This is a genomic window from Trinickia sp. HAY1-2D (genome assembly GCF_056754935.1).
This window is the reverse complement of record NZ_JBPGWX010000001.1, coordinates 577,597-592,422: the sequence shown is the minus strand read 5'-3', so window position 1 is coordinate 592,422 and position 14,826 is coordinate 577,597. Positions and strand designations below refer to the sequence as shown.

Sequence of the window (14,826 nt, the reverse complement as noted above, 5' to 3'; positions counted from 1 at the left end):
TCATGTCGGAACCCGCCATCACCGTACTGCTGATCGAAGACGACAGCCGCATCCGTCGCTTCGTACAGGCGTGCCTCGAAAGCGAGGCGATGCGCATGCTCGACGCCGAGTCCGGGCGCCGAGGGTTGTCGCTCGCGGCGAACGCGCGGCCGGATCTTGCCATCGTCGATCTGGGGTTGCCGGACATCGATGGTGTCGATGTGATCCGGCGGCTGCGGGAATGGTCCTCGATGCCGGTCATCGTGTTATCGGCGCGTACGCGCGAGGAGGAGAAAGTCGCCGCGCTCGATGCGGGCGCGGACGATTTTCTGACGAAGCCGTTCGGTGCCGCCGAGCTGTTGGCGCGCATTCGCGCGCATCTGCGGCGGCATAATCGCAATGCCAATGGTGCATCTGAAACATCCAAAGCGCGCTTCGGCGACGTAACGGTCGATCTGGAGTTGCGGACCGTCGAGCGCGACGGCGCCGCCGTGCATCTCACGCCGATCGAGTATCGCTTGCTGCTCTTGCTGATACGGCACGCAGGCCGTGTGTTGACGCACCAGCAATTGCTGAGGGAAGTCTGGGGGCCCGCGCGCACCGACAACGCACACTACTTGCGTATTTATATGCGCAACCTCCGGCACAAGCTCGAGCGCGATCCGACGCAACCTCAGCACATCATCACGGAGACAGGAGTCGGCTACCGGCTCACGGGAATGAACTGACGTCTTCTCGGCCTCGCGTTCGACGAACCGACAGATCGTATGCGGCTCGTCGCCGACATATCGTCAATGGCTGATCTTTTCGAGCGCGAGCCCGCGCGTCGCAGGTCCCAGCAAAATCGCGGCAATCCCGACGAGCATCGACGTCCCGATGAACGCCGCGACGCCGGGCACGCCGTAGCCGTGCAGCAGGATTCCGATCGCGAGCCCCGCGAATGCCGCGGCGAGACGGCTCCACGAGTAGACGAAGCCGACCGCACGCGCGCGTATCCGCGTCGGATACAGTTCTGCCTGGTAGCCATGGTAGGCAAACGACATGACGTTCGATGCCAGCGTGAACAGCACGCCGAGCGCGATCAGCAGCGCCGGAGACGACGCCTGCGAGAACAGCACGATCACGACGCCCATCGCTGCAAGGCTCGCCACGATTTGCGTCTTGCGCTCGAACTTGTCTGCAAACCATACCCCTAGCAGGGGACCAAACGGATTGGCGATCGCGATCACGAACGCGTAGGCAAGACTCGACGTCACGTGCACGCCGCGGCTCACGAGCAGCGTCGGCACCCAGGCGGCGAATCCATAGAAACCGATCACCTGCGCCATGTTGAACACCGACATGATCACCGTGCGTTTCCGATAGGGAGGCCGCAGCGCTTCCATGAGCGATCCGCGCCCTTCTTTCTCGGGCTGCGCCGGTTGCGGGGCGCTTAGCGCGATGCCACGTTCAGCCGCCACGCGACGTTCGATGTCGGCGACGATCCGCTCCGCTTCTTCGACGCGCTGATGACGCGCGAGCCAGCGCGGGCTTTCCGGGATGTTGCGCCGCAAGAACCAGACCGCCACCGCACCGAGCGAGCCGATCAACACGACCACGCGCCAGTAATCGAGTCCGAACGGCCGCATGTCCTTCAACGCGAACGCGAGAAACGCGACCACCGGCACGGCGGAAAACGTAACGACCTGGTTCACGGCATAGGCGCGGCCGCGCTCCCGGCTCGGGATCAACTCGGAGATGTAGGTGTCGATGGTGACGAGCTCGATGCCGAGTCCGACACCCGCGGCAAAGCGCCAGACGTTGAGCCAGAGCCCTGTCGTCTGGAACGCCATGATCGTCGTGCAGACGACGTACCAGATGAGGGACCACGTGAAGATCATCCGTCGCCCGCACCGGTCGGCAACTTGTCCGAACGCGAGCGCGCCGACCCAGAGCCCCATGAACGTCGAAAACACGAAGGTCCCGAACCCGGCAACCTTCAGTGGGCCGAGCGCCGAGAAGAATCCGAGCGATTCGGGCGTGAAGAGTCCCGAGCGGGCCATCCCCGGCGCGACATAGCCGGTGAAGAACAAGTCGTAGAACTCGAAAAACCCGCCAAGCGAGATCAGGATCACCATCGTCCAGACGGTACGCGAAGGTGGCAGGCGGTCGAAGCGCGCGGCTATTTCCGCGGACTTCTGCTCAGGTAACGTGGCTTCTCTTTTCATGTCTCCTCCGATTTGGATGGGCATCGGCGACCTCGATCGGATCGCCGGTAGGGTTTCGCCTGCATTCGCGATGCGCCGATGAGAGCGCGCTGTCAACTGCCGGTGCCGCGTTCGAGCGCGCGCTGAACGATCGCGTCGTAATCGGCGGGTCGCGGATGCAGATCGAGCCGCTGCCCCGACTTGACGAGCTGGCTCGGCGTGTCATGCCCGAGCATTCCGGGCAGTTGACGCGAAATCGCGAGCAACGCATCCAGATCGACGCCGGTGTCGTATCCCATCAGTTCGAGCGCATGCACGATCTCTTCGCTGCACACGTTGCCGCTCGCGCCCGGTGCGTAGGGGCAGCCGCCGATTCCGCCCAACGATGCGTCGAAGCGTGTCGCCCCGGCATCGATGGCGGCAAGAACGTTGGCCAGCCCCATGCCGCGCGTGTTATGAAAATGCAGCGTGAGCTCGGTGGCCGGCCAGCGCGTACAGAACGTCTGCGTCAAGGCCGCGACCTGGCTCGGGTAGGCCATGCCCGTGGTGTCGCACAGCGTGACACTGCGCGCATGGGCTTCCTCGACGAAGCGTCCAGACCACTCGAGCACCGTATCCGCGGGCACATCGCCCTCCATCGGGCAGCCAAAGGCGCACGACAGCGAAACGTTGACGGCCACCCCAGCCTCGTGCGCGAGACGCGCGACCTGGAGCAATCCTTGCCAGGATTGCTCGCGTGCCATCCGCAGATTCGAGAGGTTGTGGCTTTCGCTCGCCGACATGACGAGGTTGAGTTCGTCGGCCCGCGCCTCGATGGCGCGTTCGGCACCGTACACGTTCGGCACCAACGCCACGTACACGACGCCCGGACGCCGCTCGATGCCCCGCAGTACGGCATCGGCGTCGCGAAGCGAGGGAATCGCCCGAGGCGAGACGAATGCCGTGACTTCGATCTTGGCGACGCCCGTGAGCGAGAGCGCGTCGACCAACGCGATCTTCCGATCGGTTGTCACGAACGCGCGTTCCGACTGCAAGCCGTCGCGCGGCGCGACCTCGTGCAGATGAATGCGTCGATGATTCCCTTGCCAGCTCTTCATGCGATCGCCCCTTGTTCACGCAGCGTGCGGATCATGTCGTCGGTCAGGCCGGCCTCTCTCAACACAGTCTCGGTGTCGTCTCCGAGCCGCGGCGCGGCCGAACGAATTACGCCCGGCGTGCCGGTCAGTTTCGGCACGATGCCGGGCACGGCGAGTTCGTAGCCTTCCCGCGTCGTTTGCCGCAGGATCATCTCCCGCGCCCGATAGTGGGGATCCTCCGCGATGTCCTTGGCCGTATAGATTTTGCCGGCCGGTACGCGCGCGGCCGATAGCGTATCGAGCACCTCCTGCGACGTGCGCGACGCTGTCCATGCGCCGATCGCCTCGTCGAGTTCGTCGACACGCGCAACGCGCCCCGCGTTGTCGGCGAGCGACGGATCGGCGGCCAGATCGTCGCGGCCGATGACGCTCATCAGGCGCCGAAAAATGCTGTCGCCGTTACCGGCGACGAGCACATAACCATCCGTGCACCGATAGGCGTTCGATGGTGCAATACCGGGCAACGCGCTACCCGCCGCTTCGCGCACGGCGCCGAACGCGCTGTATTCCGGAATCAGACTCTCCATGACGTTGAATACGGCTTCGTGCAGCGCTACGTCGATCACCTGCCCTTTTCCGCCGCGAGCGTCGCGATGGTAAAGCGCCATCAAAACGCCGATCACGCCGTGCAATGCCGCCAGCGTGTCGCCGATCGAGATTCCGCAACGCACCGGCACGCGCCCGGGCTCACCGGTGAGGTGCCGCAGTCCGCCCATCGCCTCGCCTATCGAGCCGAAGCCCGGCAAGTCCCGGTAGGGTCCGCTTTGGCCGTACCCCGAGATGCGCAGCATGATGAGACCCGGGTTGATCTCGCAAAGCGTTTCATAGCCCATGCCCCAGGCCTCGAGCGTACCGGGCCGGAAGTTTTCGATGAGCACGTCGGCCTGTGCGATCAGCGCGCGTGCCACTTCCTGCCCTTGCGCGCTGCGCAGATCGAGTGCAATGGAGCGCTTGTTACGCGATTGCACCTGCCACCAGACCGACGTACCGTCTTTCATGAGGCGCCAGTTGCGCAACGGATCGCCCGCGCCGGGCGGTTCGATCTTGATGACATCTGCGCCGAATTCACCGAGTGTTTTGCCGGCGAATGGCCCCGCAATCAACTGTCCCATTTCGATGACCCGGATGCCATCGAGTGCTGCCGGTGAAATGGAAGTCGATGGTTGACCGCTCATTGGCCTATCTCCCCTGAAGTCCTGGCTATTTCGATTGGAGGCGATTATGCGAGCCCGCCCAACTCGGCGGAATGTCACAGTCGCGCATCCAGCTTTCGCGAAACGCGAAAGCCGATTCAGGGTCTTCCCTAACCGCTATCGGGGGATGAAGAGCGATATTGCATAATGCTCGGCACGGTAAATCGTTACCGACTTACGCCCGATCATGAATCTGCACCGCCTGGATCTCGTCTCGCTCTCGCTGTTCAGCCTGGTGGTGCGCAGCGGTAGCATCAGCAAGGGCGCGGCACTGGCGCATCTCGCGGTGGGCGCTGCAAGCAAGCGGATCGCGGACCTCGAAGCCGCGCTGGGTGTCGCCCTCTTCGAGCGTCATTCCCGCGGGATCGTACTGACGGCGGCGGGCACCGCGTTACAGCGGCACGCGCAACGCATTCTCAACGATGTGGACGTGTTGAGCGCGGATCTCTCGGACTACGCCGCGGGCGTCGTCGGCGTGGTGCGGCTTTGGGCCAATACCTCGGCGGTCACGCAGTTCCTGCCGGCCGAGATCGCCGCTTTCACGGCGGCCAATCCGCAAATCCGCATCGAACTCGAAGAGCAGAACAGCGACCGCGTGGCGACGGCCGTCTTCGACGGTGAAGCGGACTTTGGCATTCTTGCGGAATCGACGCCCATGCTGGGCCTGCAGACCGTCCCTTATCGGCGCGATCAGTTGGTGCTCGTCGTGCCGAACGGCCATGCGCTTGCCGCCCACCGATCGATCTCGTTCGACGAGGCACTCGAGTACGACTTCGTCAGCCTTTCACGGGGTACCTCGTTGGCCAAACGGCTCGAACACGCCACCGAATCGATCGGCCGGCGGCTGAAGCTGCGCATTCGCGTGCGCAGCTTCGACGCCATGTGCATGATGGTCGCGGCCGGGCTCGGCGTCGCCGTGCTGCCCGCGGCGGCCGTGCGGCCGTATTTGCGCTCGATGGGGTTACGCAAAATCGAGCTTGCCGAAGACTGGGCGCACCGTGCACTGCTCATCTGTGCGCGGGACCTCGCTGTCTTGCCCAAGCCAGCTCGGTTGCTCGTGACGCACCTCACGGGGTCCGTCAATGCGGGAGTACTTCGATAACGCCCGCTACCGCGCAAAGTAGTACGACAACGAGCGGCGGCACTTTCCAGCGTGTCAGCAAAAAGAAGCCAACCGTGGCGATCGCGAAATCGGCCCCCGAATGAACGGCACTCGTCCAGACGGGCGAGTACAACGCGGTCGCCAGCAGCCCGACGACCGCGGCATTGACACCCGCGAGCGCTGCGGCCATCGACGGATGCGCGCGAAGCGCTTGCCAGTAGGGCAACGCTGAAAGGACCAGCAGCAAGCCCGGCAAGAAGATGCCGGCCGTTGCCAACAACGCGCCCCAGCCATGACCGGGCGTGCCGGCCATGATCCAGCCGAGAAAGGCGGCGAACGTGAAGAGCGGGCCCGGGACGGCCTGAGCGGCGCCATAGCCCGCCAGAAAGTCGTTCGACGATACCCAGCCCGTCGCGACTGTTTCGTGTTGCAGTAGCGGAAGCACCACGTGGCCGCCACCGAAGACCAGCGCGCCGGAGCGGTAAAAGGCGTCGAATATGCGGATGGTATGCGTCGAATCGGCCGCCGCCCATGCCGGCATCCCGAAAAGAAGCGCACAAAACAGTATCAGCGCGATCGCCCCTACGGTGCGCGACACGTGGAACTCGCGCGCGTGTCGACCCATGCCCGCCATGCTCTGCGAGGCGGAAGCTCTGCACAACACCATGCCAAGGCACGCCCCGAGCACGATCACAATCAACTGCGCATAGGCGGTGCTCAGGACAGCAAGAATCGCCATGGCGATCAACGCGACAGCAGCGCGGCGATGGTCGGGGCATAGGCGGCGCGCCATGTCCCATACCGCTTGCGCCACAACGGCTACCGCAACGAGCTTGAGCCCATGGATCAGGCCGCTGCCGAGCGGGCCGCCCAGTGAGGGGGCAACGAGGGCGAAAGCGATCGACAACGCGATCGAGGGCAGCGTGAAGCCGCACCATGCGGCAAGGGCGCCGCGCCATCCCGCACGGAGCAAACCGATCGAGAATCCCACCTGAGAGCTCGCGGGCCCCGGAAGAAATTGGCAAAGGCCGACGAGGTCGGCGAACGTCGCATCGTCGAGCCAACGGCGCCGCTCGACGAACTCCCGACGGAAATATCCGATGTGGGCGACAGGGCCGCCGAACGAGGTCAGCCCCAGCCTCAGAAAAACCGACAGAACCTCGAGTGCGGAGCCCGCGCGGCTCGCGTGCGACTTCGATATGCCTGCTTCCATAAACCCTTTGACGTGATGAGCGTGCGCACGGACGACGATTTTTCTGCCGCGCGAGAGCGCCTAGTGCTGATGGCGGTGATGAATGTCCGGGAAATGCGCGTGCGAGTGCGTAATGGGCAAATGAACATGCGGATGGGTATGCGGTTCGTCGCCCGCATACGGGAAGTCGTGCTCGTGCCGATGGTGTTCGTCGTGGCGGTGCCGATGACTGTGCTCGAGGAAGTCGTGGCTATGCTCATGCTCATGGCGCTCGCGCACGTGCAGCCAAACGCCAAGCGCCATTAGCGCTGCCGCTAGCCAGAACGATACGGAAGGTAGCTCAGGCCATAGCACGAGCGAAAGCGCAACCCCGAAGAGCGGAGCAACCGAGAAATACGCTCCTGTCCTCGCAGTCCCGAGGTGGCGGAGCGCAACGACGAACAGGACGAGGCTCACGCCGTAGCCGGCCAGTCCCGTGAGCATCGCAGCGCCGACGATGCCCACGGCCGGCAGTGCCGCTCCCGTCGCAAAGGCGATGGCGAGATTCACGGAGCCCGCGATCAAGCCCTTCAGACAGGCGATCACCATCGCATCGTTCGCGGACACCTTGCGTGTCAGGTTGTTGTCGATCGCCCAGCACAAACAGGCACCGACGATGAGCAGCGCCCCGACGGGAACCGCTACCTGACCCGGGTGCCACGACAGCAGCACGCCTCCCGCGACGATAGCCACCATCCCGAGGAATACTTGGATGTCGACGTTCTCGCGAAAGACGACCCATGCGATGACGGCGGTGAGCACGCTTTCGAGATTCAGTAGCAACGAACTGGTCGCTGCCGACGTGCTCGCGAGCCCGAGCATGAGCAGCGCGGGTCCCGCGACACCGCCGGTCACGATCGCGCCCATGAGCCAGGGCAGTTCGGCTTTCTGGATTCGATGGCTGGCGCGCGCCTGGGCATCGGACCGTCGGACACTGCGGGCGACGATGCCCATGCCGAGCCCGACGCCGCTGCCGAGGTAAAAGAGACCCGCCACCATGAAGGGTGACATCGAACCAAGAAGCGCTTTGGCGATCGGGGTGGCGGCGCCGAACAGCGCCGCGGCAGCGAGCGCGACGAACACTGCGCTGAGTCTTGAATTCATCGGAATGAGGTGGTTGGAATCGGCGCGCGCGGCGCCTATGCACGCAGTTTAACGAATCGGGATCGCTGGATCGACAAGGGTTACGGACCGGGGCACGAGTTAACTTGTATCAATATTAACGTCTGTGTAGGATACTCTACATGGATACACCTCTGATGTGGTCTCTGCTCATACTGACGCTGCCCACCGAGAACGCGACAGCGCGCATGCGTTTTTACCGCGCGCTCAAGGCAAAAGGCTGCGCCGTCCTGCGGGACGGCGTCTATCTCTTACCCTATAGCGATGCCCACGAAGACATGTTGCGCGAGCTGGCCGACGCCATCGCCGAGAGTGGCGGCACCGCCCACCTGCTGCGCGCGCCGGGCCTCGATGCATCTCAGGAACAGGCGTTCCGCGCGTTGTTCGACCGCGAAAGCGACTACGACGCGTTCATCCAGTCGCTGGCGGAGGCGCGCAGAACCATCGAGGGTCAGTCGGCTACTGAATTGACGCGTTTGCTGCGACGCATGCGCAAAGATTACGAGACCATTCGGGCAATCGATTACTTCCCGGACGATGCCGCCACCCGCGCCGAAGTGGCGTGGCAGGACCTCGTCGCGCTCGTCGATACCGTGCTCTCGCCCGGTGAGCCGCATCCTGCCGAACACCCCATCCGTCTCCTGTCACACGATCAGTACCGGGGCCGCATCTGGGCCACGCGCCGCCGAATGTGGGTGGATCGCGTAGCCAGTGCCTGGCTCATTCGGCGCTTCATCGATTCCGATGCGCGCTTCGTATGGCTGACATCGCCGGACGAATGCCCGGCCGATGCACTCGGTTTCGACTTCGACGGCGCCGCGTTCACGCATGTGGGCGAGCGGGTCACCTTCGAGGTCCTGCTCGCGAGTTTCGGCTTGGACCAGGACCCGGCCCTGCTGCGACTGGGCGAAATCGTGCATGCGCTCGACGTGGGCGGGCCGGCCGCCCCGGAAGCAGTCGGATTCGAGGCGGTGATGTCGGGCACCCGCCAGCGCGTGGACGACGACAATCAATTGCTCGAGCAGATGGGGGCGGTATTGGACGCGCTCTATACGCATTTTGCGGCGAGCGCCGACAAAGACATTGGGAGAGGTTCGTGAGCACGGTGGCCACTGCAGCACCGACCTATACATTGGTCCAACTCGTCAGATACATGTTGCGGCTCGGCACGCTCGGCTTCGGCGGCCCGGTGGCGCTGGCCGGTTACATGCGCCGCGACCTCGTCGAACGGTTCGGCTGGATCACCGAATCGGACTACAAGGAGGGCCTGGCACTCGCGCAGCTCGCGCCTGGGCCGCTCGCCGCGCAACTGGCCATTTATCTCGGTTATGTGCATTACCGAATTCTCGGCGCAACGCTCGTGGGGTGTGCATTCGTCCTACCCTCGTTTTTGATGGTGGTGGCGCTGGGCTGGGCCTACGCGCACTTTGGCGGCCTATCGTGGATGCAGGCGGTGTTCTATGGCGTGGGTGCCGCCGTCGTCGGCATCATCGCCATGAGCGCCTATAAGCTCACGATGAAGACGGTCGGCAAAGACAAGCTCCTGTGGGCGATCTTTCTGACGCTCGCCATCGTCACGTTCGTCACGGAATCCGAGATCGCGTGGCTGTTCATCGCCGGCGGACTGATTGGTTGGCTCTGGCGCGCTCCGCCGAAATGGTTGCATAAGGGCGGTATCCATGCGATCGCAGCGGCGAATCTACCTGCGGGGGCCAGCGCCGTTTCCGGCTTCGATTGGCCACTGCTTGCGCAGCTCGGGGGCTTTTTCACGAAGGCCGGCGCGTTCGTCTTCGGATCGGGCCTTGCGATCGTGCCGTTCCTTTACGGTGGTGTCGTGACCGAGCACCATTGGCTCAACGACAAGCAGTTCGTCGATGCAGTCGCCGTCGCGATGATCACACCGGGGCCGGTCGTCATCACGGTCGGCTTTATCGGTTATCTCGTCGCCGGCCTGCCCGGCGCTTTCGTCGCGGCATTCGGCACGTTCCTGCCGTGCTATCTGTTCACGGTGATCCCGGCACCGTACTTCAAGAAGTACGGCCACCTGCCCGGCGTGAAAGCGTTCGTGGACGGTATTACGGCAGCGGCGGTCGGCGCCATCACGGGCTCCGTGATCGTGATTGCCAAACGTTCGATCGTCGATGTGCCTACCCTCCTCATTGGCCTCGCGACGATCGCCCTGCTATGGCGCTTCAAGAAACTTCAGGAACCGGTCGTGGTCGGTGCGGCCGCCCTCCTGGGTCTTGTGGTTTATCCGCTCGTTCATTCCCACGCTTTCTGATGCCGCCCCTTGCGCGAACGAACTGGCTGGCTGGCGCGCGTCGGTGCCTCGTACTGCTTTTTGGCCTATGCGTGACGCTGGTCGGCGCAGGCCTGCCCGCAGGGAGCACCTCGGCCGCGGCAGACAAACCGTCGATGGGCGATCTGCCGCTCGAGCACGTCGTTGACATTCGACTACCCGGCCGGACGACCCGTCTCGATTATGAAAGTTACGATCCCACCCGGCACCTGCTTTTTATCGCGCACCTCGGCGATGGAGAGGTGATCGTCTTCGACGTCGCTTCATCGCGAGTACAAGGACGCGTTGGCGACGTCTCGTCGGTACACGGTGTGCTTGTCGTTCCCGAGCAGTCTCGCGTGTACGCTTCGGCCACCGGAACGAACGAAATCGTCGCAATCGACGAAGCCGCGCTAAAGATCGTCGCGCGTATACCGGGCGGTCGCTACCCCGACGGCATGGCCTATGCCACTGACGCGCACAAGCTTTACGTGTCGGACGAGACTGGCGAAACGGAGACGGTGATCGACACTCAGACCGAACGGCGTGTGGCGACGATCCCGCTCGGTGGCGAAGTCGGCAACAGCCAATATGACCCGATATCGCGTCATATCTTCGTCAATGTACAGACACGCAATGAGCTCGTCGAAATCGATCCAGCGATCGATCGCGTGATTTCCCGCTTCCCTCTGACGGGCGCAAAAGGCAACCACGGATTATTGATCGACGCCCAGGATCGCATCGCGTTCATCGCTTGCGAGGGAAACGACAAGCTTTTGGTCTTCGACATGGGTTTAAGGCGCGTTCTCCAATCGTTCGACGTCGGCAGCGCCCCAGACGTGCTGGCGTTCGACACGGCATCGAGGACGTTGTACGTCGCGGGAGAGGCAGGCGTCGTCTCGATGTTCAGCGTGAAAGGCGCCGAAGTGAAAAAGATCGGCGAAGGCCGGGTCGGACCGAATGCACATGTCGTCGCGGTGGATCCGGCGACCCACCGCGCCTATTTCCCGCTCAAGAATGTCGACGGACACCCCGTGTTGCGGGTCATGGAGGCGCGGTAAGCGACCGGGGCGGATCGTATCCGCCCGACTCGAAATTCAACGCCCGTAAAAGGCCGAGCACTCCGGTCCGACGGCGCAAGCCCGCCGCGCGGTCATGCCGGCATCCGCTGGCGCGCCCGCTTCCGATTTCCCGACAGCAACGCCGCCCATGGAGTCGCTGCTCTGATCAGACGTTGCCGCGTTTGTCGGCGTATCCCCGCTCATTGCTTTCATCGGAGCATCCGACTGCGCGAGGGTCGTATGCCGCTGATCGACGACGCGCTGCGCCGCCTGCAAATTGTCGGGATAGTGGTACCAGTCGCGCGGGTTGTAGCCCGCGCCGACAAGCTCCTCGAGCTGTGCTCTGACGTTCGCGCGGGTAATCTGCGCGTGCGACGCGTCGTTACTCTGGGCGACGGCAGGTAGTGCGAAGACGGCTGCACCGAGCGCGAACATAGGCGCGACGAGCGCAGAACGCAGCGACGCAGTGCGAAATGAAGGTTTCATGGTGGGACTCCGGTCGTCGTGGTAACGACGACATGATGTTTGGATCATCGCGGTCCTTCGATCGGACTGCGACCCGCAGCGTTCGGGCTCTGGGAGATGCACGCCAGCCACGATCGGCTAGCGTTATGGGCTTGACTGCGCTGCTTGCTTGTTAATTCGCCGGCCTATGCGCCGCGGTTACAGTCGCGCCGTGAAATAAGTCTCAAAGCGCAACCCGCGCCCGGCATTCGTGCCATCGCCGTAGTAGAGCCAAGTCGACATATCGCTGCGTCGCATCGGCCAGCGGCTCGGGCACGGGGTCGTCTGGTTCGCCGAGATGCGAAACCACCGCCAATGCGTCTACGAAACGATGATGGCGAGTGTAGGTTGTCGGTGTGATCACCGTGGGTATGCCAGCCGCGGCGGCCGCTCGGGCACCGTTTTCGGAATCCTCGAACGCGACACACCGGCCCCCATCGAATCCGAGCGCATCGAGCACCCCGAGATAGACATCGGGAGCGGGCTTTTTCACCGGCGTAGTCGACCCATCGCAAATGACAGCAAACCGTTCGCGCCAATTCGCCCCGAACGGCGCGACGAGCAATGCATCGATATTCACAGGCGTCGTGGTCGTAGCAATGGCGACAGGCACACCCGCCACATTCGCCTCAGCGACCAGCCGCGCGATACCAGGGCGCAGCGGCAATGCTCCCCGGCCGACGCGCTCGGCGTAGTACTTCGTCTTGAGCGCATGCAAGGCTGCTACGGTTTCCGCTGCTTTGGCTCCGTTCGCCTCTTCAGGCTCGATGCAGCGCCAATAACGAAGGATGCGCTCCTTGCCGCCCGCCACATCGAGCAGCCGCGTATAAAGCGCGTCGTCCCAGTACCAATCGAGCCCAGCCTCGGCAAACGCGGCATTGAACGCATCCCGGTGAGCGTTCTCCGTGTCGGCAAGCGTCCCGTCGACATCGAAAATCAAGGCGTCCATGTGCGTCTCCTGTCGTGGCCCGGCCCGAATAAACGCCACCAAGCATAGACAGCCACGCGCTCATAGGGAATTCACGATTTCTTTGGCCATTGTTAAGCAATCCCGAATGTATCGGCGAAACCGGCCGGCGCCGACCGTACTAGCGGGCTAAATAAGGAAAACGCAAGCTTTCACCGCGAAGCCGTGTGACGTGCGCCGTCAACGGGCAAATTTCAACGAAGAAACAACCGCCACGCTGATCTGCGAGAGTGCATGATCATTGCTCATAGTCGTCTATATTTAAGCGAGATGGAGTGCGCGAACTGCCTTTTTCACGTGGCGTTTCCCGGTTCGCCGTCTCACGAAGGTATCGCATTCAGGAGGGCAACATGCAGCTCGGCATGATTGGATTGGGACGCATGGGATCCGCTATGGTGCGGCGCCTGATCAAGGGCGGCCACGAATGCGTCGTCTACGATGCCCAGCCGGCAGCCATCCAGAAGCTTCTGCAGCATGGGGTCATCGGTGCGTCTTCACTCGAAGACCTGACCGCGCGACTGGCAAAGCCGCGCGCAGTCTGGTTGATGGTGCCGGCGGCGGTGGTCGATTCGACGCTAGCGGGATTGACGCCGCTTCTCGAATCCGGGGACGTGATCATCGATGGCGGCAATTCGTGGTACCAGGACGACATCCGGCGCGCAGCGGCATTGGCGCCGCAACGGATTCACTATGTGGATGCCGGGACGAGCGGCGGTGTCGCTGGGCTCGATCGTGGCTATTGCCTGATGATCGGCGGCGAAGTAGATGTCGTGCGGCATCTTGCGCCTATCTTTGCCACGCTGGCTCCGGGCGTCGACGCGGCGCCGCCCACGCCCGGACGCCAGAAGGGCGTCAGCACTGCCGAGCAGGGCTATCTGCATTGTGGTCCGCAAGGCGCAGGCCACTTCGTGAAGATGGTCCACAACGGCATCGAATACGGCGTGATGGCGGCGTATGCCGAAGGACTCAACATCCTGGGCCATGCCGATGCTGGCAAGCGGGCGCGCGACGCGGACGCCGAGACGACGCCGTTGCGCAGCCCCGAGCACTACCAGTACGAACTGGACCTGTCCGAAATTACGGAAGTCTGGCGCCGTGGCAGCGTCATCGGCTCATGGTTGCTGGATCTTATCGCCACGACACTTCTAAACGACCCGGCACTGAAGAACTACGAGGGGCGCGTGTCGGATTCCGGAGAGGGGCGTTGGACGCTCTCGGCTGCCCTTGACGAAGGCGTGCCGGCACCGGTCCTCAGCGCTGCGCTCTATCAGCGCTTCAGTTCGCATGGCGCAGCGGTTTTTGCCAACAAGGTGTTGTCTGCCATGCGGCATGATTTCGGCGGGCACGTGGAAAAGACTCCATGAGCGCGCCGGATGAAGTGGTGTTTCTATTTGATTGTGACAATACCCTGCTCGACAACGATCGAGTACAGGAGGATCTCCGCGCGCATCTCACGCACGAATTTGGTTCCGTGAACTGCAACCGTTACTGGGAGATCTTCGAAACCCTGCGCGCCGAGTTGGGTTACGCGGACTACCTGGGCGCGCTGCAACGCTTTCGGCTGGAAAATCTGAGCGACACGCGGCTGCTATTCATGTCCTCGTTCCTGATCGATTACCCGTTTGCAGGTGTGCTCTACCCTGGCGCGCTTGACGCCATCCGCCATCTTCGGAGCCGGGGGTTGACGGTGATTCTTTCCGACGGCGATGTGGTATTCCAGCCGCGCAAGATCGAGCGCTCCGGCCTATGGGCGGCTGTCGATGGCCGCGTGTCGATTTATATCCACAAAGAAATGCAACTGGATGCGGTTGAGCGGCGTTATCCGGCCCGGCGCTACGTGATGATCGACGACAAATTGCGCATTCTGGCGGCGATGAAAAAGACATGGAAAGACCGCCTGACAACGGTCTTCCCACGCCAGGGACGTTACGCGCTGGACCCGGCGAATCTCGCCGCATATCCGCCGGCCGACATCACGATCGAGCGCATCGGCGAGCTGGCCGATGCTGATCTGGCCGCGCTGTTCGGCAGCGGCACTGCGGGCAACGCATAACCGGAGGCATCGAT

At 63.2% G+C, this 14,826-nt stretch carries 14 protein-coding genes; 7 read left to right on the top strand and 7 right to left on the bottom strand.

Annotation, left to right across the window (positions count from 1 at the left end):
* Positions 1-2: 2 nt before the first annotated feature.
* Complete coding sequence (locus tag ACR9ZC_RS02615; protein ID WP_440558944.1) at positions 3-707, top strand: response regulator; 705 nt, start codon at positions 3-5, stop codon at positions 705-707.
* 63 nt (positions 708-770) lie between these two features.
* On the opposite strand, the gene ACR9ZC_RS02610 is transcribed toward ACR9ZC_RS02615, so the two are convergent.
* The 3 genes from ACR9ZC_RS02610 to ACR9ZC_RS02600 all read right to left on the bottom strand — a co-directional run bounded on the left by ACR9ZC_RS02610 (position 771) and on the right by ACR9ZC_RS02600 (position 4,476).
* Positions 771-2,096, bottom strand: coding sequence for an MFS transporter (locus tag ACR9ZC_RS02610; protein ID WP_481579696.1), 1,326 nt, complete (start codon positions 2,094-2,096; stop codon positions 771-773).
* Positions 2,097-2,278: 182 nt separating this feature from the next.
* Entirely contained in the window at positions 2,279-3,262 is a 984-nt protein-coding gene (locus ACR9ZC_RS02605) for a hydroxymethylglutaryl-CoA lyase (RefSeq protein WP_481578998.1), read from the bottom strand.
* Complete coding sequence (locus ACR9ZC_RS02600; RefSeq protein ID WP_481578997.1) at positions 3,259-4,476, bottom strand: CaiB/BaiF CoA transferase family protein; 1,218 nt, start codon at positions 4,474-4,476, stop codon at positions 3,259-3,261. Before ACR9ZC_RS02600 ends, ACR9ZC_RS02605 begins: the two co-directional genes overlap by 4 nt.
* 205 nt (positions 4,477-4,681) lie before the next feature.
* Between ACR9ZC_RS02600 and ACR9ZC_RS02595 the strand changes: the two genes are divergently transcribed.
* Positions 4,682-5,596, top strand: a complete 915-nt coding sequence (locus ACR9ZC_RS02595; RefSeq protein ID WP_481578996.1) for a LysR family transcriptional regulator — start codon at positions 4,682-4,684, stop codon at positions 5,594-5,596.
* On the opposite strand, the gene chrA is transcribed toward ACR9ZC_RS02595, so the two are convergent.
* Together chrA and ACR9ZC_RS02585 are read right to left on the bottom strand one after the other, a co-directional pair.
* Positions 5,574-6,809 (bottom strand): chromate efflux transporter, encoded by a 1,236-nt coding sequence (gene chrA, locus ACR9ZC_RS02590; RefSeq protein ID WP_481578995.1) that lies wholly within the window; start codon positions 6,807-6,809, stop codon positions 5,574-5,576. The genes ACR9ZC_RS02595 and chrA overlap by 23 nt on opposite strands.
* Before the next feature lie 60 nt (positions 6,810-6,869).
* The gene (locus ACR9ZC_RS02585; protein WP_481578994.1) at positions 6,870-7,931 is read right to left on the bottom strand and encodes a DMT family transporter; all 1,062 of its coding nucleotides are present in this window, start codon (positions 7,929-7,931) and stop codon (positions 6,870-6,872) included.
* Between the two features lie 140 nt (positions 7,932-8,071).
* On the opposite strand from ACR9ZC_RS02585, the gene ACR9ZC_RS02580 reads away from it, so the two are divergent.
* From ACR9ZC_RS02580 to ACR9ZC_RS02570, 3 genes are read left to right on the top strand one after another with little or no spacing between them, the layout of a single operon-like run.
* Positions 8,072-9,049 (top strand): chromate resistance protein ChrB domain-containing protein, encoded by a 978-nt coding sequence (locus ACR9ZC_RS02580; RefSeq protein WP_481578993.1) that lies wholly within the window; start codon positions 8,072-8,074, stop codon positions 9,047-9,049.
* Positions 9,046-10,230, top strand: coding sequence for a chromate transporter (locus tag ACR9ZC_RS02575; protein ID WP_481578992.1), 1,185 nt, complete (start codon positions 9,046-9,048; stop codon positions 10,228-10,230). Before ACR9ZC_RS02580 ends, ACR9ZC_RS02575 begins: the two co-directional genes overlap by 4 nt.
* On the top strand, positions 10,230-11,288 hold the full coding sequence (locus ACR9ZC_RS02570; RefSeq protein WP_481578991.1) for a hypothetical protein: 1,059 nt from the start codon (positions 10,230-10,232) through the stop codon (positions 11,286-11,288). The genes ACR9ZC_RS02575 and ACR9ZC_RS02570 overlap by 1 nt, the downstream gene beginning before the upstream one ends.
* 36 nt (positions 11,289-11,324) lie before the next feature.
* On the opposite strand, the gene ACR9ZC_RS02565 is transcribed toward ACR9ZC_RS02570, so the two are convergent.
* Together ACR9ZC_RS02565 and ACR9ZC_RS02560 are read right to left on the bottom strand one after the other, a co-directional pair.
* Positions 11,325-11,774 (bottom strand): DUF4148 domain-containing protein, encoded by a 450-nt coding sequence (locus ACR9ZC_RS02565; protein WP_481578990.1) that lies wholly within the window; start codon positions 11,772-11,774, stop codon positions 11,325-11,327.
* 202 nt (positions 11,775-11,976) lie between these two features.
* Complete coding sequence (locus ACR9ZC_RS02560) at positions 11,977-12,741, bottom strand: HAD-IA family hydrolase (RefSeq protein WP_481578989.1); 765 nt, start codon at positions 12,739-12,741, stop codon at positions 11,977-11,979.
* A 368-nt stretch (positions 12,742-13,109) separates the two neighbouring features.
* Here ACR9ZC_RS02560 and gnd point away from each other — a divergent pair, with 368 nt between their 5' ends.
* Positions 13,110-14,123 (top strand): phosphogluconate dehydrogenase (NAD(+)-dependent, decarboxylating), encoded by a 1,014-nt coding sequence (gnd, locus tag ACR9ZC_RS02555; RefSeq protein WP_481578988.1) that lies wholly within the window; start codon positions 13,110-13,112, stop codon positions 14,121-14,123.
* Positions 14,120-14,812, top strand: a complete 693-nt coding sequence (locus tag ACR9ZC_RS02550; protein ID WP_481578987.1) for an HAD family hydrolase — start codon at positions 14,120-14,122, stop codon at positions 14,810-14,812. Before gnd ends, ACR9ZC_RS02550 begins: the two co-directional genes overlap by 4 nt.
* Positions 14,813-14,826 lie beyond the last annotated feature (14 nt).